Annotated in this window: 19 protein-coding genes and 4 tRNA genes; 6 read left to right on the forward strand and 17 right to left on the reverse strand. The window is 71.9% G+C overall.

The window, feature by feature from the left end; all coding sequences use genetic code 11:
* Nucleotide 1: 1 nt before the first annotated feature.
* Nucleotides 2-682 (reverse strand): hypothetical protein, encoded by a 681-nt coding sequence (locus ITJ68_RS08885; RefSeq protein WP_194660928.1) that lies wholly within the window; start codon nucleotides 680-682, stop codon nucleotides 2-4.
* 93 nt (nucleotides 683-775) lie between these two features.
* On the opposite strand from ITJ68_RS08885, the gene ITJ68_RS08890 reads away from it, so the two are divergent.
* Entirely contained in the window at nucleotides 776-1,573 is a 798-nt protein-coding gene (locus tag ITJ68_RS08890) for a DNA-formamidopyrimidine glycosylase family protein (protein ID WP_194660929.1), read from the forward strand.
* A 19-nt stretch (nucleotides 1,574-1,592) separates the two neighbouring features.
* On the opposite strand, the gene ITJ68_RS08895 is transcribed toward ITJ68_RS08890, so the two are convergent.
* From ITJ68_RS08895 to ITJ68_RS08905, 3 genes are all read right to left on the reverse strand, one after another.
* On the reverse strand, nucleotides 1,593-3,524 hold the full coding sequence (locus ITJ68_RS08895) for a family 43 glycosylhydrolase (protein WP_194660930.1): 1,932 nt from the start codon (nucleotides 3,522-3,524) through the stop codon (nucleotides 1,593-1,595).
* 466 nt (nucleotides 3,525-3,990) lie between these two features.
* Complete coding sequence (locus ITJ68_RS08900; protein WP_194660931.1) at nucleotides 3,991-5,517, reverse strand: HAMP domain-containing sensor histidine kinase; 1,527 nt, start codon at nucleotides 5,515-5,517, stop codon at nucleotides 3,991-3,993.
* Nucleotides 5,514-6,191 (reverse strand): response regulator, encoded by a 678-nt coding sequence (locus tag ITJ68_RS08905; RefSeq protein WP_268097290.1) that lies wholly within the window; start codon nucleotides 6,189-6,191, stop codon nucleotides 5,514-5,516. The genes ITJ68_RS08900 and ITJ68_RS08905 overlap by 4 nt, the downstream gene beginning before the upstream one ends.
* Before the next feature lie 169 nt (nucleotides 6,192-6,360).
* Between ITJ68_RS08905 and ITJ68_RS08910 the strand changes: the two genes are divergently transcribed.
* Entirely contained in the window at nucleotides 6,361-7,038 is a 678-nt protein-coding gene (locus ITJ68_RS08910; RefSeq protein ID WP_194660933.1) for a hypothetical protein, read from the forward strand.
* 99 nt (nucleotides 7,039-7,137) lie between these two features.
* Here ITJ68_RS08910 and ITJ68_RS08915 read toward each other — a convergent pair whose 3' ends face one another.
* From ITJ68_RS08915 to ITJ68_RS08925, 3 genes are all read right to left on the reverse strand, one after another.
* Entirely contained in the window at nucleotides 7,138-7,689 is a 552-nt protein-coding gene (locus ITJ68_RS08915) for a hypothetical protein (protein ID WP_194660934.1), read from the reverse strand.
* A gap of 26 nt (nucleotides 7,690-7,715) precedes the next feature.
* Nucleotides 7,716-8,705, reverse strand: a complete 990-nt coding sequence (locus ITJ68_RS08920; RefSeq protein ID WP_194660935.1) for an alpha/beta hydrolase — start codon at nucleotides 8,703-8,705, stop codon at nucleotides 7,716-7,718.
* 119 nt (nucleotides 8,706-8,824) lie between these two features.
* Nucleotides 8,825-10,078 (reverse strand): DUF2254 domain-containing protein, encoded by a 1,254-nt coding sequence (locus ITJ68_RS08925; RefSeq protein ID WP_194660936.1) that lies wholly within the window; start codon nucleotides 10,076-10,078, stop codon nucleotides 8,825-8,827.
* Between the two features lie 91 nt (nucleotides 10,079-10,169).
* Between ITJ68_RS08925 and ITJ68_RS08930 the strand changes: the two genes are divergently transcribed.
* Nucleotides 10,170-11,993 (forward strand): BCCT family transporter, encoded by a 1,824-nt coding sequence (locus ITJ68_RS08930; protein WP_228505193.1) that lies wholly within the window; start codon nucleotides 10,170-10,172, stop codon nucleotides 11,991-11,993.
* A gap of 163 nt (nucleotides 11,994-12,156) precedes the next feature.
* Here ITJ68_RS08930 and ITJ68_RS08935 read toward each other — a convergent pair whose 3' ends face one another.
* The 7 genes from ITJ68_RS08935 to ITJ68_RS08965 form a co-directional block, all read right to left on the reverse strand.
* On the reverse strand, nucleotides 12,157-12,420 hold the full coding sequence (locus ITJ68_RS08935) for a hypothetical protein (RefSeq protein WP_194660937.1): 264 nt from the start codon (nucleotides 12,418-12,420) through the stop codon (nucleotides 12,157-12,159).
* Nucleotides 12,378-13,568 carry a hypothetical protein gene (locus ITJ68_RS08940; protein ID WP_194660938.1) on the reverse strand — a complete coding sequence of 397 codons (1,191 nt, stop codon included), beginning with the start codon at nucleotides 13,566-13,568 and terminating at the stop codon, nucleotides 12,378-12,380. The genes ITJ68_RS08935 and ITJ68_RS08940 overlap by 43 nt, the downstream gene beginning before the upstream one ends.
* A 164-nt stretch (nucleotides 13,569-13,732) precedes the next feature.
* Nucleotides 13,733-14,728, reverse strand: coding sequence for an N-acetylglucosamine kinase (locus ITJ68_RS08945; protein WP_194660939.1), 996 nt, complete (start codon nucleotides 14,726-14,728; stop codon nucleotides 13,733-13,735).
* Nucleotides 14,725-15,873, reverse strand: a complete 1,149-nt coding sequence (locus ITJ68_RS19535; protein WP_194660940.1) for an SIS domain-containing protein — start codon at nucleotides 15,871-15,873, stop codon at nucleotides 14,725-14,727. The genes ITJ68_RS08945 and ITJ68_RS19535 overlap by 4 nt, the downstream gene beginning before the upstream one ends.
* A gap of 45 nt (nucleotides 15,874-15,918) precedes the next feature.
* Nucleotides 15,919-16,818: a carbohydrate ABC transporter permease gene (locus ITJ68_RS08955; protein ID WP_194660941.1), complete on the reverse strand. Its 900-nt coding sequence runs from the start codon at nucleotides 16,816-16,818 to the stop codon at nucleotides 15,919-15,921.
* The gene (locus ITJ68_RS08960) at nucleotides 16,818-17,774 is read right to left on the reverse strand and encodes a carbohydrate ABC transporter permease (protein ID WP_194660942.1); all 957 of its coding nucleotides are present in this window, start codon (nucleotides 17,772-17,774) and stop codon (nucleotides 16,818-16,820) included. Before ITJ68_RS08960 ends, ITJ68_RS08955 begins: the two co-directional genes overlap by 1 nt.
* Before the next feature lie 8 nt (nucleotides 17,775-17,782).
* Nucleotides 17,783-19,123: an extracellular solute-binding protein gene (locus ITJ68_RS08965; protein WP_323743262.1), complete on the reverse strand. Its 1,341-nt coding sequence runs from the start codon at nucleotides 19,121-19,123 to the stop codon at nucleotides 17,783-17,785.
* A gap of 180 nt (nucleotides 19,124-19,303) precedes the next feature.
* Between ITJ68_RS08965 and ITJ68_RS08970 the strand changes: the two genes are divergently transcribed.
* Nucleotides 19,304-20,143: a DeoR/GlpR family DNA-binding transcription regulator gene (locus ITJ68_RS08970; RefSeq protein WP_194660944.1), complete on the forward strand. Its 840-nt coding sequence runs from the start codon at nucleotides 19,304-19,306 to the stop codon at nucleotides 20,141-20,143.
* Nucleotides 20,144-20,521: 378 nt separating this feature from the next.
* A complete protein-coding gene (locus ITJ68_RS08975) occupies nucleotides 20,522-20,998 on the forward strand; it encodes an HD domain-containing protein (protein WP_194660945.1) in 477 nt (158 codons plus the stop codon).
* A 162-nt stretch (nucleotides 20,999-21,160) separates the two neighbouring features.
* Here ITJ68_RS08975 and ITJ68_RS08980 read toward each other — a convergent pair.
* From ITJ68_RS08980 to ITJ68_RS08990, 3 genes are all read right to left on the reverse strand, one after another.
* Nucleotides 21,161-21,235: transfer RNA gene (locus tag ITJ68_RS08980), tRNA-Val, on the reverse strand.
* A gap of 35 nt (nucleotides 21,236-21,270) precedes the next feature.
* Nucleotides 21,271-21,344 (reverse strand) — tRNA-Cys (locus ITJ68_RS08985).
* A gap of 82 nt (nucleotides 21,345-21,426) precedes the next feature.
* Nucleotides 21,427-21,498, reverse strand: a tRNA-Gly gene (locus tag ITJ68_RS08990).
* Between the two features lie 202 nt (nucleotides 21,499-21,700).
* Between ITJ68_RS08990 and ITJ68_RS08995 the strand changes: the two genes are divergently transcribed.
* Nucleotides 21,701-21,773: transfer RNA gene (locus tag ITJ68_RS08995), tRNA-Val, on the forward strand.
* Nucleotides 21,774-21,829 lie beyond the last annotated feature (56 nt).

The raw sequence follows: 21,829 nt of genomic DNA on the forward strand, positions 1-21,829 counted from the left end.
CTCAGAGCCCGGCTCGGGGTTCGGCGTCCTGCCGGACCCCGGCGGCCACCGCGACCGCTCGGACGCGTTCGGTGAGCTCCTCGCCGCGGAGCGTCTTGGCGAAGCCGACGACGGTGCGGTAGAGCGGCAGGTCGACCGCTGCCCACTGGCCGGTGTCGACCAGCACGCGGAGGGCGTCGACGGTGCCGAACGCGTACCGTCCGGCTGCCGAGGTCTCGCCGTTGCCGACCGACCGCACTGCGGACCGTTGGATGCCGAGCAGCAGGCGCGGGGTGCTCCCGCCGACGTACAGGCCGAGTCCCTGGTGGTCGGCGACGAGCGTCGCCAGGCCCCGGCGAGGCACGTCGCCGTCGGGCGTCGTCCCGAGCATCGCCGCCGTCCGCCGGATCTCCAGCACGAGGTCGCGCCCGAGCTGCACCGGGGCCAGGTGCGCGCCGGGGTGCAGCTGTGCCAGGGCCGACTCGCGCTGCCGGGTCCTGGCGTTCTGGATCCCCAGGACGATCTGCAGGACGACGAAGATGCCGGCCGCGTAGAGCACGAGCGTGCCGATGACCGCCGCCGTCGACATCCCCTGCTCGTGCTCGCGCCAGGCGAGGAACCCGAAGCGCAGCACGAGGTACCCCCCGACCACGAGCATCGTGATGCGTCCCCCGCGTCGGCCGCTGCTGTTCCCGTTCCCCATCCTCGACACCCTAGGTCGACGGTCGCTGGCGGACGCGCATCCTGCACGTCCTCTCAACCGCGGTCTGTCGGCGGCTCTCGGTAGCGTGCCACCGTGCCAGAGGGTGACTCCGTCTTCCGCCTCGCCGCACGGCTGCGTCAGGTCGACGGCGCTCGGGTCCTCAGCGGGGAACTCCGCTCCGGTGGTGCCGCTGGGCGCTCCCTGGCCGGGCTGCGGGTCGTCGGCCACGCCACGCACGGCAAGCACCTGCTGACGCGCTTCGACGACGGCACCACCCTGCACACCCACCTCCGGATGCAGGGCTCGTGGACGGTCACGGCGCCGGGCCGACGACTCCCCGCGGCGGCGGCTCGCAGGGCCCGGGTGCGGCTGGCGCTCGAGGACGGCCGCACGGTCTGGGGCCTCGACCTGCCCGTCGTGGACCTCCTCGACACCGCGGACGAGTCCCGGGTGCTCGGCCACCTCGGCCCGGACCTGCTCCACGACGACTTCGACGCGGACGTGGCCACCGCCCGGCTCCTCAGCGACCCGACGGCCCCGGTGCGGCGCGTCCTGCTCGACCAGCGGAACGTGGCCGGCCTCGGCAACCTCTGGGTCAACGAGCTCGGGTTCCTCCGCGGCCTGCACCCCGACCGCATGATCGGGACCGTGGACGTGCCGGCGCTGCTCGGCCTCGCGCGCCGCATGCTCGTGCGGTCCGCCACGGTCCCCGACGCCTACCAGGTGACGACCGGTGTCCGGCGTCGCGGGGAGCGGCACTGGGTCGTCGGCCGCGCTGGGCGTCCGTGCCTGCGGTGCCGGACGCCGGTGCTCGGTCGTGACGCCGTCGAGGTCGTCGGCTCGGCACCGCGGCGCACCTGGTGGTGTCCGCGGTGCCAGCCGACGGCCTGACCGGCTGGGGCGTCGCGCCTCAGCGGTGGGAGGGCCTGACCGTGCTGACGCGCAGGTCCTGGAAGGTGCTGGTGAAGCCGGACCCGCCGAGCGAGATCAGCCCGACGCGCGGGCTGTCCCCGAGGTCGGCCGTCCACGTCCCACCGCGGACGAAGTGCCGGCCGTCGGCGCTCGTGTACGCGGTGTACTGCCCCTCACCCCGCACGGTGCGGTGCACGATCCGCAGCGTCGTGGTGTCCCCGACCGGGCCGACGACCATGTTGCCGTAGGTGGGCGCCCCGGCCGGCTGCCCGGACACCTGCTTGCCGAACTCCGTCTGCCGCGTGTTGAAGATCGAGTTCGACACCAGCCGGACGTAGTTGCCGTCGTCCCCGTAGACGATCAGGCCGCCCTGGACGTAGTTCACGCCGTCGCCGGTGGCCGGGGTGTCGACCGCGACCGTCGTCTGCAGCACCCAGTCCCCGCGGGGTGCCGGCTCGGTGAGCACGGACGCGAGCGGGGTCTGCGGCGGGTGCAGGTCCGCGGCCTGGGTCTGCCAGCGGAACGTGCTGTCCCGGACCGAGTACGTCGAGGCGTCGGGCTCCCGCGTCCACGTCAGCTGGGACGGCAGCGTCGAGCCGTCGAACCCGGTCGAGGCCGAGCGGATGAGCCGTCCGGGTTCGTCGACGGGTGCGCTGGTCGCTCGGTACGTGGGTCGTTGCCCGGGCTGAGCGACCGGACCCGGTTGCACCGTGTCGGACGGTCCCGCTCCCCCGCGGACGACGGGCCAGCCGCCCTGCCAGTCCAGCGGGTCGATCAACACCGGCCGCTTCGTGTAGGTGGCCTGCCCCGCGTAGTACGGGTCGTTGCGGTCCACCGCGTGGTAGATGATCCAGTCCTGACCCGCGAAGTCGGTGACCACGGTGTTGTGACCGGTGCCCACCCAGCGGTTGCCGTTCTGCGCGAGCAGGGGCGAGCCTCCGACCCGGGTGCTGGTGATCGCGACCCCGTCGCGGTCGACGAACGGTCCGAGGGGGCTCCGTGACCGGGCGACGAACACGCCGTAGCCCGTGAGCGAACCGGCGCAGCAGTTCGTCGCCGACCCCATGAAGTACCACCAGCCGGCATGGCGCATCAGGTAGGCGCCCTCGTAGCGGTTGTCGATCGCGATCTGCCGCTCGCTCGCCGGGTCGGAGCGGAGCCCGTCGGCGCTCAGCGTCCGCACGACCACGCCGCCGAAGTAGCTGCCGAAGTACAGGTAGGTGGTCCCGCGGTCGGTGACGACCTCGGGGTCGAACTCCCACCGGTCCCCGCCCGTCGGTCCGGAGCGCGGTGCCACGACCGGCGCTCCCGAGTCCGTCCACGGGCCAGTCGGGCTCGAGCTCGTCGCCACGCCGACGGCCGACCCGCCGCCGGTCGGACCCGTCGCGCTCGGGGTGTCCGAGGCGGCGTAGTACAGGTACCAGGTCCCCGCACGCGCGTGCGAGCCCGCGCGGTACACGACGTCGGGCGCCCAGATGCCGTTGGCGTCCCCCACCCAGGCGGGCTTCGCGCTGAAGGCGTCGCCGACGTACGTCCAGTTCGTGAGGTCCGTCGAACGGTACGTCGGCACGGTGTGCTGCACGAGCGTGCCGTCGGGGTTCTCCTCCGTCGCCGACAGCGCGTCGGTCGTGCAGTACAGGTACCAGTTCCGGTCGCGCCCGACCCCGTGGATCGCGGTCGGGTCCGCGCAGCTCGCCGCCGTCTCCCCGTCCGGCAGGCGGAGGGCCATCGGGTTCTGGTGCGTCGGCGCGGCGCGGCCGCCCCGCGACGCGATCGACGACGCCGCGGTGATGGAGGCCGTGTCGGTGGAGCTGGTGGTGGTGGTGGTCGCGCTGACGGCGGGTGCCGCCACGGCCGCAGCCGGGAGGCCCGGGGTCGCGACCCCGGCCAGTGTCGCGATCGCGATCAGTGCGGTGAGTGCTCGGCGCACAGGGTCTCGCTCTCTCTCGTCGTTGAGGAGGTGCTCGGACACCGCTTCCGTTCCGGCGGTGCTGGGCGCGAGCGTACGCCCCGGCCGCGGGGACGACCAGGCGCACTGCGTCCTTCGACCTGCACCGCGCGTCAGACAACCCGCAACGCACGGTCGTGCCCATGACGCCCGCGATGGGGAGCGGCATCGCGCGTTGGTGGTCGGAACGAACGACCTCCTGCGCGCGATCCGCCCTGCCGAGCGCGGGACGACGCACCACGCGCGGAACGACCCGCTTCTGTGACGGCGTGACGGCGTGACGTCGTCCCCACTCCCCCCACCCCGATCTCCGGACGACGGAGTCCGTCGAGGAGGATGACGAATCTGGTCGGCTCGGCCCGAGTTTCGTGAACCGGATTCGTCAGCGCGGAAAACGGAAACCGGTTCTCCGCCGCGACGACACTGAGTCCGCCGCGACGACACTGAGTCAGCGCCGGAGGCCCACCCCTGCGGTCGCTCGCTCGGATTCCGGCACGGGCGCGGGCGCGGGCACGGGCACGACGACGGGGAGCGTGAGGACGAAGGCGGTGTCCCCGCCGGGCGGGCAGACCAGGTCGCCGCCGTGGGCCCGGGCGATGCCACGAGCGATCGGCAGCCCGAGTCCGGCACCACCGCGACGGTCGTCCCGCCCGGCGTCGAGGCGCACGAGCCGGTCGAACACGCGCTCCCGGTCGGCCTCGGGGATCCCGGGTCCGTCGTCGGTCACCCGCACGACGCCGTGCCCGTCGGCCGAGGTCACGACCACGGAGACGACACCGCTGCCGCCAGTGGCCCGCGCCGCGTTCTCGAGCAGGTTCCCGAGGACCTGCCCGAGCCGGTCGTCGTCGCCGGGGACACCGACGGCACCGTCCGGCTCCACGACCTCGACCCGGAGCGCGGGGGCCCGGAGGAGCGCTCGCGACGCCTCGAGGCGAGCGACGGCACCGAGGTCGACGGGCGCCAGGTCGAGCTCGAGCCCGCGGTCGACCCGTGCCATCAGCAGCAGGTCGTCGACGAGCCGGCCGGCGCGACCCGCCTGCCGGACGACGTGCACGGCGAGGTCCTCGCGTTCCGCGGGGTCGAGCGGCGTCCGCACGAGGGTGTCCGCCGCGGCACGGATGCCGGCGACCGGGGTGCGGAGCTCGTGGGCGGCGTCCGAGAGGAACGCGCGCATCCGGGCCTCGGCGGCGAGGGCTTGGTGCTCGGCTCCCTCGACCGCGTCGAGCATCTCGTCGAAGGCCACGGCCACGCGGCCGATCTCGGTGTCCCGACGTGCCGGACGGAGCCGTCGGCCCCGGTCACCGTGCGCGATCGACCGCGCGGCCCGCGTCATCGTGTCGAGCGGCCGCATCGTGCGCCGCACCACGAGCACCAGCCCGACGGCAGCGACGAGCAGGAACACCGCGGAGGCGCCGAGCATCACCCAGCGGAGTTCCCCGAGCACCTCGTCGACCGACCCGGTCCCCGCAGTCAGTCGGATCGTCGAACCGTCACTGAGCCGGGAGACCAGCGTCACGAGCCGCCCCTCCTCACGCACGGAGGAGGACGTGATCCGAACCTGCCCGGCCGCGGCGGCGGACCCGGCCGCCCCGTCGGCGGTGGCCGACCCGCTGGCTGGTGTCGAGCCTCCCGGCCCGGCCGGACCGGACAGTCCCGGTGGCTCGGGCGGACCCTGCCGGAGCTGCTCCGGGGTGGGGCCGGCCTCGACGGAGCCACCGTCGCTCGTGGTGATCGTGACGGCGAGGCCCTGCATCGACAGCCGGTCGGCCAGGTCGTCCGCGTCCACCGTGCCGACGAGGGCCGCTGCGGCGGAGGCCCGGTCGCGCAGGCGGTCCTCGATCTGGGTGCGGAGGCGCTCGCCGAGTGTCGCCTGCACTGCAACGGACAGCAGGCCGAGGAGCACCGCGAGCAGCACCAGGACGGCGACCACCGTCCGCGCGCGCAGCGATCCCGTCCGGAGCGGTCCGGCGATCACGCGGCGACCGCGCTCATGCGGTAGCCGAGCCCGCGGACGGTGTGGATGAGCCGAGGCCCGTGCGCCTCCATCTTGCGGCGGACGGCACTGAGGTGGACCTCGACGAGGTTCGGGTCGACGCTGTCGTACCCCCACACCTGCGTCAGGATCTGGGTCTTGGAGAGCGTGCGCCCGCGGCTCTCTGCCAGGAACGCGAGCAGCCGGAACTCCGTCGCGGTGAGGTCGAGCGTGATGCCGGCGCGACGGACCACGGCGGCGTCCGGGTCGAGCACGAGGTCCGCCACCTCGACCACCGACGGGATCCGACCCCGGCGTCGCAGCACCGCCGTGACCCGCGCGACGAGCTCGGCCATCGCGAACGGCTTCACCACGTAGTCGTCGGCGCCCTCGGCGAAGCCGCGCAGCCGGTCGTCGACCTCGTCCCGCGCGGTGAGCATGACGATGGCGGCGTCGGACGTGGTCCGCACCCGGCCGGCGAGCTGGATGCCGCTCGCACCGGGCAGCATCCAGTCGAGGACGACCAGGTCGGGCACGAACCGGGCGAGGTCCTGCTGCAGGGCGTCCCCGTCGGGTGCGTCGAGGACCACGAGTCCCTCGTCACGGAGGGACCGGGCCACGGACAGGCGGATGGTCTCGTCGTCGTCGATGAGCAGGACGCGGGCAGGGGTGGGCACGGCGACACGCTGGTCGATGCGGCAATCACCGGGCATGGAGCCACCTGGGCAGCACCTGGGCTTCAGTCCTGCTTCAGATTGGACTTCGAGCGTGGTCGTCACCGGCAGGACCGCCGGACCGGCACGTCGGCCGGTCCGGCTCACCGCCGGACGACGAACTGGAGCGATCATGACCACGAACCACGACCACCACGACGACGCCGACGAGCCCACCCGCGAGTACCCCCGCGACGGCTTCGCCCGTGACGCACAGCCGACCGAGCAGTTCCCGCAGGCCTCCGAGACCCGGCCGGGAGGCTCGGCACCGGTCGCGTCCTCGGCCGCCGCTGGGGAGCGGGGTCGCCGCCAGGGCCTCGGCCGCCGACTCGGGATCGGTGCGGCCGTCGTGGCCGTGCTGATCGGCGGAGTCGGTGTCACCGCGGCGGTCGCCGCGGGCAACGACGGTGGGGGCAGCAGTGCGGTGGGGGTGCCGACGGGGGCGCCGACCGGAGCGCCGTCGGGGGCTCCTTCCGGTGCGCCGAGCGGTGCGCCGAGTGGTGCGCCGAGTGAGGGGCCCGGCGCGGGCGGTGCCGCTGGTGGGCCCGCCGCCGGCGGTCCTGCTGCCGGTGGTCCTGCTGCCGGTGGTCCCGGCGGGACGTGCGGGCCGGTCGGTGGCGCGGCTGGTGGCGCGGCTGGTGCTCCCGAGGGCGACGCCGCACCGAAGCCGTCGGCCGGGGCACCGAAGCCGGGCGCGGACGCACCGAAGCCGGGTGCGGACGCACCGAAGCCGCCGAAGCCGGGGAAGGACGCACCGAAGCCGACCGATGCACCGTCCGCTCCGACCGAGGCTCCGACGACCGGGTCCTGACGCCCGGGTCCTGATCCGGGTCAGGACCTGCCGGCGCTGCTCCGGACGTACCCGACGAGCACCGGCTCGTCGGGCCGTCCGGTCACGCGTGCAGCAGGACTACCGGGGCTCGGCGTCGTGCCGCTCGAACCAGGTGTCGGCCTGTTCCCGTTCGTCCTCCGCCAGGAGCCGCCGGGCGCGCGGCATCGACCGTCGGGCGAACACCAGCGTCGAGACGCCGATCCCCGTGAAGCTCACCGCCGCCACGAACGAGAAGACGCTCGACCACGGGTCCTCACCCTCGAAGACCGTCGCCACACCACCGACTGCATTGAGCAGGCCCGCCGCGAGGCTCACCCAGCCGACCCACGCGCCGCGCTCGGTGACCCGCCGGAGGTACCGGATGCGGACGGGAACGGGCACCTCGGCCGGGAGGTCGCTCCCCCGGACCCAGGCCTCCAGCCGGCGCTGCTGGCGGTACCCACCCGCGACCGCCCAGCTCGTGACGACCGCGGCGACCAGGACCACCAGCACGGCCGCGGCGACGAGCACCACGACGACGGGTGCCAGGGCGAAGTCCTTCACCGCGAGGAGCGTCCAGAGGCCCGCGGAGAGGAGTCCCAACCCGAGCAGTCGGACCCACCCGCCGGTGTCGATCTCACGGAGTCGCATGGGCCGAGCGTAGCCATCGGCGCGCATCACGACTCCGGGCCCTCCGGGAGCGACCCTGCGAGCAGTCGCGTCGTCCAGTCGGCGAGTGCGGCGACCGCCCGGCGGGACACGACCGCGTGCGGCACCATGCTGGTGAACCCGTGGAAGGCCCCGGGCCAGACGTGCAGCTCGGTGTCGACCCCTGCCGCCCACAGCCGGGTGGCGAAGGCGACGGTCTCGTCGCGGAACACCTCGGCGCTGCCACAGTCGAGGTACGTGGGCGGCATCCCGCGCAGATCGGTCGCGCGTGCCGGTGCCGCATGCACGGAGACCTCACCGTCGCGGTGGTCCCCGAGGTACGCGTCCCAGCCGAACCGGGTCATCGCCCGGTCGGCCACGCCGATGCCGTCGATCTGGTGGGTGGACGTCGTCGAGTCGCTGTCGTCGAGCATCGGCGAGACCAGGACCTGGGCGTGGACAGCGGGCCCGCCACGGTCCCGGGCGAGGAGCGCCGTCCCCGCGGCCAGGCCACCGCCGGCACTCTGTCCGACGAGCACGATGCGTGCCGGGTCGATCCCGAGTTCCTCGGCGTGGTCGGCGGTCCAGACCAGGCCGGCGTAGCAGTCCTCCACCGGCACCGGGTCCGGGTGCTCCGGCGCGAGACGGTAGTCGATGCTCAGCAGGACCACGTCATGGGTCAGCAGCCAGTCGTCGTAGGACTCGAGGTTGCCGAGGTGGTGCCCGAACATCATCCCGCCGCCGTGGATGGTGAAGAACGCCGGTGCTGTGCCCGTCCGACCGATGCGCTGGATGACCGCGAGGGCGATCGTCGTGCCGTCGTCGACCGGCACGCGAACCGACCGGCGTTCGAGCCCGCGTTCCCGGAGTCGGTCGTCGAGCTCGGCTTCGGACACGTCCAGCGCTCGCATCGCCGGCAGCATCTCGCGCGTGAGCACGAACGGCCCGCGGGCATGGAGGCGGTCGAGGAAGCCCTGCAGCTCCGGGTCGAACGGGGGACGGGGCATCGTTTCCGTCACGGCACACTCCTGATGATCCAGAAGTGGCGGTCCACTCGGACCACGTGTCGCCACGGCTGACGACAGCCGCGTTTTTCCCTCCCGAGAACCATACCCTGCTGGGAGGTGGCGGCCGGTCGTCAGGGGAACAGGGCGCGGACGCGGTCCTCGAACTCCGCAGCCGCATCGCGTCGCGACCGGGGAGCGTCGTCCTGGAGCCGCCTGGCGAGGTCGACCGCAGCGGTGAGCACGAGGGGGTGCTCCTGCCCGTAGGTGGCCACGCCGTCGAAGACCGTGCCGACCAGGTCCTCGATCTCCGGCCAGTGCGGGAGCACCCGGGCGACGCCGTCGTCGTCGAGACACGCGGTGACGGTCGCCCGGTCGCGCCAGGTCGGGACCAGCGCAGCGGAGGCGAGTTCCAGTGCCCCGACGGCCGTGTACGGGTCGTTCGTCCCGCTGGCCAGTCCGCGGACCGCGATCTCCACGAGCTGCTGCAGCGCGAACCGGACGTCCTGGTACGGGGTCCTCGCGGTGCCCGTCGTGACACACGCGCGCAGCTGCCGGACCGCGCGGTCGTCGAGGTCGACGCGCTCGCCGGCCTCGGTCGTGACGACCAGGACCGGGTCGCCGCGGAGCACGTGCCGCCCCGGCATCGCACGCACGTCGACGACCGCGTGCTGGTCCACCGCCCAGCGGACGAGCCGACGCCAGGCCACGGACTGCACGTAGCCGTCCTCCCCCGCCCGGATCGTCGTGCCCAGGGCAACGCTCGACGAGCGCGGCGTGGTGCTCACCCGGTCGTCGTCCGTCGCGAACGCCTCGTCGAGGGCCGCAGCGAGCTCCACCTGCACGCGTTTCTGCAGGGAGGTGATCTGCACGCTCGACGCGATGTGGTGGATGAAGAACACCAGGACGGCGACGTCGACGAGCCCGATGAGGACCGCGACGTGCACCGCGATCACCGGCACGAACGCCGTGCCGTCGTCGACGTCGGTGTGCACCGAACGCAGCACGACGACGGCGTAGACGAAGGTCGACGTGAACACCGCGAGCACGAGCTGGTTGGCCCGGTCCGCCATGAAGTTGCGCACCAGGCGAGGACCGTACGTGGAGGAGGTGGTGGCGAGGACCGAGATGGTGATGGAGAACGACGTCCCCGCCACGGTGAGCATCGCCGTCCCGATCGTGGTGAGGATCGACCGGCCACCGCTCGCACTCAGCGCGTCCAGCACGGCGATCTGGATCCCGTGGTCGATGACGACCCGGTCCACCGCGACCAGCACCTCGGCCAGCACGATCGCCCCGAGACCGAACACGGCCGGCAGGAACCAGAACGACTCACGGATGCGGAGCGCCAGAGCCTGCACGCTGACCACCAGCCTCTCGGGACGCACGACGGGGTCCAGCACCACCGAGTGCCGGCAACAGTACCGGGCGACACGCCTGGGTGAACGCACAGCAACGCGAGCAGGCACCATGGAGTGCATGGCAAGCACAGCTCCACCCCTGCCCGATCCCGTCACCACCACCCCGCAGCTCCGGCGGTGGGTGTTCTGGCCCGCAGCCGTCATCGTGCTCGGCTTCGTGGCGTTCACCCTCGTCTCCCCCTCCACCGCCGAGGGGCTGTTCCTCGGGCTGCAGGACGGCATCGTCCGCAACTTCAGCTGGTACTACGTCCTGGTCGCCGCGTTCTTCGTCGGCTTCTCCCTCTTCGTCGGCTTCAGCCGGTACGGCGACATCAAGCTCGGGAAGGACGCGGACGAGCCCGAGTTCTCCACCGGGTCCTGGTTCGCCCTGCTCTTCGCGGCGGGCATGGGCATCGGCCTGGTGTTCTACGGCGTCTCCGAACCACTCAGCCACTTCGCGTCGCCGCGTCCCGGGGTCACCGGGACCGAGAAGGAACTCGCGCAGCAGGCCCTGACCCAGACGTTCCTGCACTGGGGACTGCACGCCTGGGCGATCTACGTGGTCCTCGGGCTGGCGCTCGCCTACGCCATCCACCGCCGCGGCCGGCCGGTGTCGATCCGGTGGGCGCTCGAGCCGTTGCTCGGCAACCGCGTCCGCGGCGGCTGGGGCAACCTCATCGACGTCATCGCCCTGGTCGGCACCCTGTTCGGCGTCGCCACCTCGCTCGGTCTCGGCGTCATCCAGATCGGCGCGGGTCTGGAGGCCGCCGGCATCGCCGAGAGCAGCATCGTCAGCCAGGTCGCCATCATCGCCGTCATCACCGCGGTGACCATCGTCTCCCTCGTGACCGGCGTGACCAAGGGGATGAAGATCCTCTCGAACTTCAACCTCCTCCTCGCGGCCGCGCTGCTGCTGTTCGTGCTCATCGTCGGACCGTCACAGTTCCTGCTCCGCGACTTCGTGCAGTCGATCGGGTCCTACCTGCAGAACATCGTCGGCCTCTCCTTCAACGTCACCGCCCAGCAGGGTGCCGAGGGCGAGGCCTGGCAGGGCGCGTGGACCACGTTCTACTGGGGCTGGTGGATGTCCTGGGCGCCGTTCGTCGGCGTCTTCATCGCGCGCATCTCGAAGGGACGCACGGTCCGTCAGTTCGTGTTCGGGGTGCTCCTCGTGCCGACCCTGCTCACCTTCCTCTGGTTCGCGGTCCTCGGCGGCACGGCGATCCACCGCCAGACGGACGGCGCGGGCGGCCTGGTCGGGTCCGACGGTTCGGTCGACGTCGAGGGATCGCTCTTCGCGCTCCTCGGCGACCTGCCCGCCGGTGCCGTCCTGACGTTCGGGGCGATCCTGCTCATCGGCGTCTTCTTCGTCACGTCGTCCGACTCCGGTTCCCTGGTGATGGCCATGATCGCGTCGGGTGGCGACATCGAGCCGAAGAACTGGCTCCGCGTGTTCTTCGCCGGCGTCTCGGCCCTCCTCGCGGTCGCCCTGCTGCTCAGCGGTGGTCTCAACGCCCTCAAGACCGCGGCGATCACCACCGCGCTGCCGTTCAGCATCGTCCTGCTGCTCACCTGTTGGTCGACGATCATCGCGTTCTCGCGAGAGCGCCGGGCGTACGACAAGGCCGAGCGGGACGTCCTGCTCGAGCACGTCGGCGCGTACTACGGCCTCGAGGTCGAGGCGCCCAGCGAGAGAGCTCCTCGCTCCGGCCTCGCCCGTCCGTGGGCAGCGGTGAAGAACCGGGTCCGCGGCGGCCGCCCGACTGGAACCCCGGGGAGCGGCACGGCCACGATGGACGACTTCCCCGTCCGGCCGGGGACCGTCTCGTCCGACCCCGCGACGGACGCGGGGCTCGACGCCACCACGGAGCCGACGACCGGGCACCCGGGCCAGACGGACTGACCGACCCCGACTGTGTCACCGGGCACAGTTCGTCCTCACGGCTGATGTGCGGTGTCCGTCCCGGGGCCAGAGTGGTCCGTGGGATGGGGAATCCGGTCGACCGCGACCGCTGCCGTGGGGGCAGCGGTCGCGGCGCACCCCTCGTGGATCCGTCAGGACCGGGTCAGCCGTTCCAGGCGTCGCGGACAGCGTCGCCCAGACGTGTCCGGGTGTCGTTCCGCTCGGACACCGACCGGAGCGCGTCGACGCTCAGGGTGCCGTCGCGCAGGGTGAGCTCCGCTGACGTCTCGGACGGCTGGCCCGCCAACTGCACCTGCAACGCTGTCCTACTCGGCACGACCGGCTTCAGCGCCGCGACGAGGGCCGGGGCGTCCTCCGCCGTCGTCAGCGTGACCGTGACGGCGGCGTTCGCGTCGAACAGGGACACCCGAGCGGGCAGGAACCCCGTGAGCTGCCGACCCACGTGACCGAGTCACGGAACCGCGTCGAGGAGCCACTCAGCAGCAGGCCGGCCTCCGCGCGGTCCTCGAGCGCGGCCTTCGACGAGCCGACCTCGAGGGTCTGCACCGGTGCCGCCGGGGACGCGGCCACGAGCGTCGCCGCAGCGCTGAGCGCGTTGTCCGTCCCGTCGGCGGTGACCGTCACCCAGGCCGGCTTCACGACGATCGCCGAGACTCCCGGACGGTCGATCGTGTGGGCGAGACGGTTCGCTTCGCCGTACTCCGCGGGGTCGGCCTTCTGCCCGGCGTCGCCGGAGTCATCGGTGGTGATGATGCCGCCGTCGACGACCGCTGCTGTGTCCGGTGCTGCCCGCGTGATCAGCGCAGTGGCATCGGCGATGTCCGCGCCGTCAGCGAGGTGGACGTGGATGCGTCCGGACTGGACGGAGGCGCTGGTCACCGCGTGCGCCGCGCTCACCGCCCGGTACGCGGCGACCTCAGCGGACGGGTCACCGTTGACGTCCTCGGCACGGCTGTCGGCGTTCGCGATGCTGTAGTCGGGGTTGTGCCGGGTGAGCGTGCTCTTCTCCGGCGTGTTCCAGGCATCGGCCGACAGGGACACGTCCTTCCACCCGGACGTCGCGGCGACTCGCTGGACCGTGTCCCATCCCCTGACGAGGTCCGACGGGCGCTCCACGTCGAGCTGGATCGAGGAGCTCCCCCGACCGGACGCATCCGGAGCACTGACGCTGCCGCCGAGCCAGTGCCCGCTCGCGCGGAGGTCGTCGACGACGCCGAGGACATCCTTGCTCTCCGACGCGTGCCGGCCGACGAAGAAGCCGAACCCGTCCGCGTCGATGCGTGCCGAGTACGACACGGAGGCTCCGGTGTGCTGCACTGCCCACCGGCCGACCGCGTCGGTGACGGTCTGCAGTTCCCGGTTCGACAGGTCGTCGTCGGTGACGACGAACGCCGTGACGGTGCCGGCGAACGGGAGGTTGTTCGTCCCCAGGCCGGAGACCGACCGCACGCCGTCGATCTTCGCCAGCGCCTGCTCCGCCTTCACCGCGCCGGCCGAACCAGCGTCGACGTGGACCGAACAGCCGCTGACCATCAGCACAGAGGCGACCCCCACAGCCGTCAGCACCGTCACCGAACGTGTCCGTCGTCTCCCCCAGAGCATGGCGGGAGCGTAACGCAGTCGCCTGACCGGACCAGACGGCCGTCCTGGAGGCTCGGTGACGGACCCGTGTCGAGCCTCCCGGCCCTGCCTGGTCGCCTCCACCACCGACCACGCGGTCAGCGCTGGACGGGGGCCGCGTCGCGCCACGTGCCGGGGACCGGGTCACCTGCTCGTCGGATCGCGTAGACGACCGCGCCGAGCTCGGGAGGCAGCACCGGTTCGACCAGGGTGAAGCGCGGGCGCGCGCCCGCGTCGCGTTCGGCTGCGACCCGAGCGACGAACCGGTCCCGGAAGCCGTCGTCGGAGAACATGCCGCCGGAGGACGACACGGCCGTCGGCGCGCCGTCGGGACGGTCTCCGATGCGGTCCGCGACGGCGCGGACCTGCTGGACGAGCTCGTCGACGGCGTCGTCGAGGACCGCGGCGGCCACGGGGTCACTCGCGGCGGCCGCAGCGGTGACGACCCGGGAGAACGCGGCGACGGCCGCGCGCTCGGCCTGGAGGTCCTGCATCAGCAGGCCGACGAGGTCCAGGTCCTCCGCGATGCCGGTGTGTTCCCGCACGAGTCCGTACAACGCGGTCCGTGGGAGGCGGCCGTCCGCCATCCTGCTGAAGGCGTTGAGGCCGCGCCGGGCCACCCAGTGCGCGGAGCCCTCGTCGCCGATGAGCTCGCTCCAGCCGCCGACACGGTGGGTGTGCGTGCCGCGTTCGCCGTAGGTGATCGAGCCCGTGCCCGCGACGACGTTGATGCCGTCCCGGCCGCCGAGGGAGCCGGCCCACCCGGCGAGCACGTCGTTGCCGACGGTGGCGCGGTCGTGCCCGAGGGCGTCACGCGGCAGTGCGTCGAGCAGGACGTCGGTGCTCGCGGACTCGCCGTGACCGGGGAGGCCGTAGAACGCGTGCGCGACCTCGTCGGCGGACCGTCCCGCCGCAGCGAGGACCTGGCGGGTCCCCTGCCGGACGACGGCGGCCGCAGCGTCGACGCCGTCGTCCAGCCAGGAGCACCCCGGGCCCCGCCACCGCGCGAGGACCGCTCCCTCATCGCCGTCCGCCTCGACGAGCACGACGGCCGTCTTGGTCCCTCCGCCGTCGAGGCCGAGGAACAGCGTCATGCCCGCGCTCCGCGCTCGCCGTCGAGGGGGTGGATGACGACGCCGCGGACGACCCGGTTCACGGAGCCGTCCGGGAACGGGTTGTCGGGCGTGCAGCCGAGTCGCACCGAGGCGTGCAGCGCGAGGAGCTGCGCGACGGCGACGAGCGCGACGGCACGGAGGCCGTCGTCGAGTCCCTCTGCCTCCGGGAAGGCGAGGTCCAGGTCCGTCCCTGGCGTCCCCGACAGCCCGTCGGCGCCGACCACGACCACCTGCCCGGGCCGGTCGGCTCGGAGTTCGCGGACGATGTCGTCGTCGTACCGGCGCACGGTCGGGTCCGCCGAGCGCAGGACGACCACGACCGTGTCGTCGTCGAGCACCGCCTTCGGACCGTGTCGGAACCCGAGCGGGGTGTCGTGGAACGCCGCGATGGTGCCGGCGGTCAGTTCGAGGGTCTTGAGCGCGCACTCCTCGGCGAGCCCGGCGAGGGTGCCTCCGCCCAGGAAGACGATGCGCCGCGGCGAGGCGTCGAGGACCCGCTGCAGGACGTCCTCGGTGCCGAGCGCACGCTCGCCCGAGGCGACGACCCGGTCGAGCGCGGCAGCGTCCGACGGGACGAACGCCACGAGGGCGGCGAGCAGCATGCTGGAGAAGCTCGACGTCATCGCGAAGCCGGTGTCGTTGGTCTGCGGCGGCATCACGAGCACGAACGAGTCCTCGCGGTCGTGGTGTGCGACGGCCAGCGCACCGGAGGGGTCGCACGTGACGACGAGGTGGTGCGCGGTGGGGGCCAGCGCGTCCACGAGCTCCGTCGCCGCAGTGCTCTCCGGCGAGTTGCCCGACCGGGCGAACGACACCAGCAGGACGGGGACGTCCTCCGCGAGCACCGTCCGTGGTGCCGCGACGATGTCGGTGCTCGCCACGGCGTCGAAGCGGCGGCCGGACCGACCGCGCAGCGACTCGGCGGCGATGCGGCCGGCGAAGGCCGACGTCCCGGCTCCGGTGAAGACCACGCGGGTGCGGGGGTCCTCGAGTGCTCGGCCGAGGAAGGCGTCGAGGTCCTCCCGTGCCTGGTCGAGGAGCACGGCGAGGTCGCGCCACGCCTGCGGTTGCTGGTGGATCTCGCCGAGGGTGGCGCTGGCGGGGATGGTGACGTCTGTGGTCACGGTCTTCCTTTCCGGTGGTGACGTGTGGTGGGGCTCGCCGGGCGGTCAGCCCTTGAGGCCCGCCGACGCCATGGTCGCGACGAACTGTTTCTGAGCGACGAGGAACAGCAGGATGAGCGGGAGCGTCGCGACGACGTTCCCCGCCATGAGCAACGACCAGTCGGTCCTCCTGGACCCCTGGAAGTTGGTGAGACCGAGCTGCAGCGTGAAGGCGTGGTCGTTGTTGATGGCGACGAGCGGCCAGACCAGGTCGTTCCATGAGCCCAGCAGGGTGAAGATCGCCAGGGTCGCCAGGGCCGGGCGTGCGAGCGGCAGCACGATGCGGAAGAAGACCTGCAGCCGGTTGCAGCCGTCGATCATCCCCGCCTCCTCGAGCTCCGCCGGCAGCGACAGGAAGAACTGGCGCATCAGGAATATCCCGAACGCGGACGCGAGCCACGGGACGATCGCGGCGCCGAGGTGGTCGACCAGGTGCAGCCGCGCGAACATCACGTACGTCGGGATCATCAGCAGCTGCGACGGGATCATGATCGTCGCCAGGATCGCGAGGAAACCGAACGTGCGCCCCGGGAACCGCAACCGCGCGAAGCCGTAGCCGGCGAGTGAGCAGAGCACGAGGTGGGACACGATGGCCGACGCAGAGACGATCACCGTGTTGAGCAGCCAGTGCAGGATGTCCGAGTCGGCGAAGAGCCGCGCGTACCCACTGAGCGTGAACTGCGTCGGGATGAACGACGGCGGGAACCTGTTGATCTCCGACGCCGGTTCGACGGACGTCAGGAACATCTCGACGAACGGCAGCAGGAAGAGCAGCGACACCGGCAGGAGCAGCAGGTGCCACGGGCTGAAGGGCCAGCGGCGGCGACGGACGGCGCCGTCCGCACGGGAGGCCGTCACGACCCCGTTCCGGAGCGGGGTGTCGAGGACCTGGGTCTCGGTGGACATCAGGAGGGGGTCCTTCCTGCGCGGCGCTGCACGAGCGTGACGACGACGGTGGCGAGGAGCGTGACGAAGAACATCCCGTACGCGATCGCCGAGCCGTAGCCGAACTGGAGGTTCTGGAACGCGGTCTTCCAGAGGTAGTAGACGATGGTCTGCGTGGCGTCGAGGGGGCCGCCGCGGGTGGTGGCGTAGACGAGGTCGAAGAGCTGCACCGCCTGGAGGGTCTGGTAGATCGCGACGAACGCGGTGACCGGGCCGAGGTGCGGCCAGACCACCCGCCAGAAGGTCTGCCACGCGTTCGCGCCGTCGATCCGGGCCGCCTCGATGACGTCTCCCGGGACGTCCTGCAGCGCCGCGAGGTAGATCACGGTCGTGAAGGCGGCCTGGCCCCAGAGCGACATGACGACGATCACGAGCATGGCCTCGCCGCGGTCCTCCAGCCAGCCCTGCTGCGGCAGGTGCAGGACCCGCAGCACGTTGTTCACGATGCCGAACTGCGGGCTGAACAGGTACGTGGTCAGGATGCCGGTGGCGGCTGCCGAGGCGACGAACGGTACGAAGATCGCGGTGCGGTAGAGCCCGATGAAGCGGATGCGCCGGTTCAGGGCGACGGCGAGGGCCAGTCCGAGGAGCAACGAGGCCGGCACGAAGAGCACGGTGTAGAGGACCGTGTGCACGACGGCGGCGCGGACGCCCTCGTCGGTCACCAGGTCGGCGTAGTTCTGCCCACCGATGAAGGTCGCCGGGCTGAAGCCGTCCCAGCTCTGGAACGACAGGAGCAGGGCCCACACTCCGGGGAAGACGGTGAGTCCGAGCACGATGAGCAGTGCCGGGCCGACGAAGCCCCACCCGGCGAGTCCTTCGCGGACGGACGCGGCGGACCGACGGCGACGTCGTGGCGTCCCGGGGTCGTCCGGGCGCTTCGCGGGTTCGGTGGGGCGGAGTGCGAACGTGGTCATGGGTCCTCCTAGCCTTGGCGGAGTGCCTTGTCGGCGGCGACGCTCGCCTGCCGCAGGGCGGTCTTCGGGGTGCCCTCGCCCTGGAGCACGTGGGCGACGGCGTTGCCGAACGCCTCGGACAGGCCGTTGTAACCGGGGACGGTCGGCCTGGTCTGCTTCGCGTTCGCGGAGTTGGCCTGCATGACGTCGAGTCCGGGGAGGGTCTTCGCCTGCCGCAGGAACGCCTCGCTGGTCGCTTCGCTGGAGCGCAGCGGCAGGTTGCCCACCGCGACGTTGAAGCGTTCGTCCTGCTCCTTCGCGGTCAGCCACGTGGTGAAGTCCGTCGCCCAGTAGGCGCGGTTCACGTCGTGGTTGTCGAAGAGGGTCCAGAGGTCGGGACCGGACACGGTCTGGTGGTCGCCGTCGGTCCCGGGGAGCTGGACGACGCCGTAGGACGTGCCGGCGGTCTTCAGGGCGGAGAGCTCCCACGGTCCGGAGGTGATCATGCCGATCCGGTCGCTCTCGAACAGCTGCGCGAACTTGGTGTCCGTCTGGTCGAGGTACACGCTCTTGTCCTTGACGGCCATGTCGCGGAGGAAGCCGAGCGACTCCACCCCGGCCCGGGAGTCGAACGCGGCCCGCTTGCCGTCCTTCGACAGGATCGACCCGCCGTTCTGCCAGAGGTGCGGCCACATCTGCCAGGTGGTCTCCTCGCTGCCGGACACGGAGTAGCCGTAGCCGAACGTGTTGCTGTCCTTGTCGGTGAGCTGCTTCGCGGCCTTCCGGAAGTCCGCCCACGTCCAGTCCGCCGTCGGGTACGCGACGTGGGCGCGGTCGAAGACCTCGGTGTTGTAGAGCAGCGAGATGTTGTCCACCACCGCCGGGAACCCGATCACCTTGCGACCGGTCGGTTGCGCGGTGTTGCGGGCAGCGGCGGTGAACTCGTCCCAGTGCACGGCCGGGTCGGCGACGGTCTCGCGGAGGTCGAGCGTGCGGTCCGACCGCTCCAGCTGGCTCGCCCACGACCCGAAGGTGTACGAGATGTCCGGCGAGTCGTTGCCCGCGAACGACGCGGCGAGCTTCTGCAGGAGCTCGTCCGTCGAGGAGGCGCCTGGCGACATGTCGATCGTCACGTTCGGGTGATCGCGCTCGTACTCGTCGACGAGGGCCTGCAGCAGCTTCTCGGCCTGGTCGCTCTGCCCCGACCACATCGTGAGGTGCACCGGCGCCTCCGTGTCGAGGGTGGTCGCTCCCCGGGTGGCGCAGCCGGCGAGTGCGGACGCGGTCACCGCGAGGACAGCGGCCGCGGCGATCCACCGCGCACGGCGGCGACGACTGGCCGAGGCGCGGCGGGTTCCTGTTCGTGCCACTGCGGACTCCTTCGTCATCGCATCAGAGCAGGTCGGCCAGCAGCGGTCGCGGGGAGCACGACGCTGCCGGCGCCGGTGGAGGGGACACGGGTCATGCTCAGGAATCCTGGAACCTCGGCCGCGATTCGACCAGCATTCCGAGCGAAACGATCAGAATGACTGACCGGTACGCTCGATCTCATGGTCGACGACTCCGCCTCCGCCCTCGTGTCGGCGTCTCCGGCCTCGGGCTCGGGCAAGCGGTCCCGCCGCATGCTCGCGATCCTCGAGCTCCTCACCGACCAGGGCGCCGTGACCCTGCAGGACCTCGTCACCACGCTCGGGGTCTCCCCCGCGACCGCCCGCCGCGACCTCGCCGACCTCGAGCAGCAGGGACTGCTCGCGCGGACGCACGGCGGCGCGCGGATCGCGCTGCCGACCTCGGAGATCCCGGTCCGCCTGCGGGAGGGGCGGTCGCGCGGGGTGAAGCAGCGCATCGGACGAGCCGCAGCCGCACTCCTGCCCGACGGACCCTTCGCCGTGGCGATCGGCGGCGGCACCACGGCGGCGAGCGTCGCCCGGTCCCTCGTGTTCCGGAACGGCCTGACCATCGTGACGAACTCGCTCACGACCGCCAGTGAGATCGGTGCCCGACCGAACCTGCGCGTCGTGATGACTGGGGGCACGATCCGGCCGCACTCGTTCGAACTCGTCGGCGTGCTGGCCGAGAACGCCTTCGCGGCGATGAACGTCGGGGCGGCCATCGTCGGCATGGACGGGGTGAGTGCCGCTGGCGGTGCCACCACCCACGACGAGACCGAGGCCAGGACGAACGCGGCGATGATCGGCAACGCGCAGCGGACCATCGTCGTGGCCGACTCGTCCAAGATCGGCCGGACGACGCTGGCGCCCGTGGTCGGCATGCGTGGTGTCCACGACCTGGTCACGGACGACGGGGCCGACCCGGCGGAGCTCGGACGGATCGCCGACCTCGGGGTGCGCGTGCACGTGGTCGAGCGGCGGTCGCGGGCGACGGACTGATGCGGCGCACCACGACGACGTCCCCGTCGGCAACCGCTCCCCGACACCGCAGGGGACCTCCACCTCGCCGGCCCCACCGTGGCATGATCGGCCACGAGGGGGTGCACGATGCGGTTCGTCAACTGGTTGGTGAACACACTCGGTCTGCTCGCGCGCGGCTTCGACGTGTCCAACTGGACCGGCCCTGGGTTTCGCGGCGACGAGGCGAAACGGCGTGCAGACCAGGACGACGCACACCGACGGCGGCGGGACTACCGGCCGTAGCCGGACCGGTGCCCGGTGCTCCTGTCCTCGTCGACGCTGCTCTGATCAGCGGTCAGGTGGACGCCGTCGTCTCCGCGCTGTTGGCCTGTCGGGTCGGCGTGCCACGCTGAGGTCATGACGACGGACCTGGTGCGACTGGCTCACGAGGTGGCGACCCGCGCGCACGCCGGGCAGGTGGACAAGGTCGGCCGGCCGTACATCGAGCATCCGACCGCGGTCGCAGAGCGGCTCACCACCCACGACGAGCAGGTCGTCGGGTTCCTCCACGACGTCGTCGAGGACACCGACATCACCCTCGCCGAACTCCGAGCGATGGGGTTCTCCGTGGAGCAGGTCCTCGCGGTCGACGCGGTGACGAAGCGCCGTGGCGAGACGCTCGAGCAGTCGATCGCTCGGGTCGTCGCCGATCCGTCGGGCATCGCACTCCGGGTGAAGCGCGCCGACGTCAGCCACAACGGTGACCCGGCTCGGCTCGCGATGATCGCCGACGAGGACACCCGCGCACGGCTCCAGCAGAAGTACGAACGGACCGCTGCGCTGCTGGGGACGACACTCGACGACGTGCTCGACGAGTTCGGGGTGCCGCGGTAACGCTTCCGCTTCAGCGGTCGTCGTCGAGGTGGGCGCACGACTGGCAGATGGAGGCACCGTCCCACCCGCCGTTGTCGGTCCGTCGCGTGGTGATGTCGCCGGCACCGGGAACGACGAAGCCCCCGACCGGACCTGGTGGTCCTGCCGGGGGCTTCGTCGTGCTGGTGGGCGATACTGGGATCGAACCAGTGACCTCTTCCGTGTCAGGGAAGCGCGCTACCGCTGCGCCAATCGCCCAGAGAGTCCCTGCAGACCGAGGTCCGACAGAGTCTTGGAGGTGGGGACGGGATTCGAACCCGCGTGGACGGCTTTGCAGGCCGCTGCCTAGCCTCTCGGCCACCCCACCATCGAGGTTCACGTCTCCGTGAGTACCCGAACGGTGGGATACCCTCTGGTGAGAAACCGGCCCCCGAGGGAACCAGTACTCGAGCGGATGACGAGATTCGAACTCGCGACCCTCACCTTGGCAAGGTGATGCGCTACCACTGCGCCACATCCGCATGTCGTTGTCCGCTCTCGCGGCGACTCGTAAACTGTATCCGACTCAGGGCCCTTTCTCCAAAATCCTTCCCGTTCACCGGGCGTGTCCCCCGGGTTCATGCGGATCGGGGGCGTTCGGGCGAGCACGACGCGCGCGAGGGCGACACGTGGTTCGGCACACCGCCGCGCATCCGCTACTATCGATCCGCACGCAAGTGCGAGGGGCGATTGGCGCAGTTGGTAGCGCGCTTCGTTCACACCGAAGAGGTCATCAGTTCGAGTCTGGTATCGCCCACGTACCGCCAAGAGCCCGACGCAGCCGCGTCGGGCTCTTTGCATCCCAGGACACCA

It is taken from the genome of Curtobacterium sp. VKM Ac-1395 (assembly GCF_015350975.1).
Lineage (GTDB): Bacteria > Actinomycetota > Actinomycetes > Actinomycetales > Microbacteriaceae > Curtobacterium.

Bases quoted from the DNA above. Each gene is read 5' to 3' on its own strand.
- ITJ68_RS08885 (WP_194660928.1), bottom strand. From the start codon at position 682: ATGGGGAACGGGAACAGCAGCGGCCGACGCGGGGGACGCATCACGATG.
- ITJ68_RS08910 (WP_194660933.1), top strand. From the start codon at position 6,361: ATGACCACGAACCACGACCACCACGACGACGCCGACGAGCCCACCCGC.
- ITJ68_RS08915 (WP_194660934.1), bottom strand. From the start codon at position 7,689: ATGCGACTCCGTGAGATCGACACCGGCGGGTGGGTCCGACTGCTCGGG.
- ITJ68_RS08930 (WP_228505193.1), top strand. From the start codon at position 10,170: ATGGCAAGCACAGCTCCACCCCTGCCCGATCCCGTCACCACCACCCCG.
- ITJ68_RS08945 (WP_194660939.1), bottom strand. From the start codon at position 14,728: ATGACGCTGTTCCTCGGCCTCGACGGCGGAGGGACCAAGACGGCCGTC.
- ITJ68_RS08955 (WP_194660941.1), bottom strand. From the start codon at position 16,818: ATGTCCACCGAGACCCAGGTCCTCGACACCCCGCTCCGGAACGGGGTC.
- ITJ68_RS08960 (WP_194660942.1), bottom strand. From the start codon at position 17,774: ATGACCACGTTCGCACTCCGCCCCACCGAACCCGCGAAGCGCCCGGAC.
- ITJ68_RS08970 (WP_194660944.1), top strand. From the start codon at position 19,304: ATGGTCGACGACTCCGCCTCCGCCCTCGTGTCGGCGTCTCCGGCCTCG.
- ITJ68_RS08975 (WP_194660945.1), top strand. From the start codon at position 20,522: ATGACGACGGACCTGGTGCGACTGGCTCACGAGGTGGCGACCCGCGCG.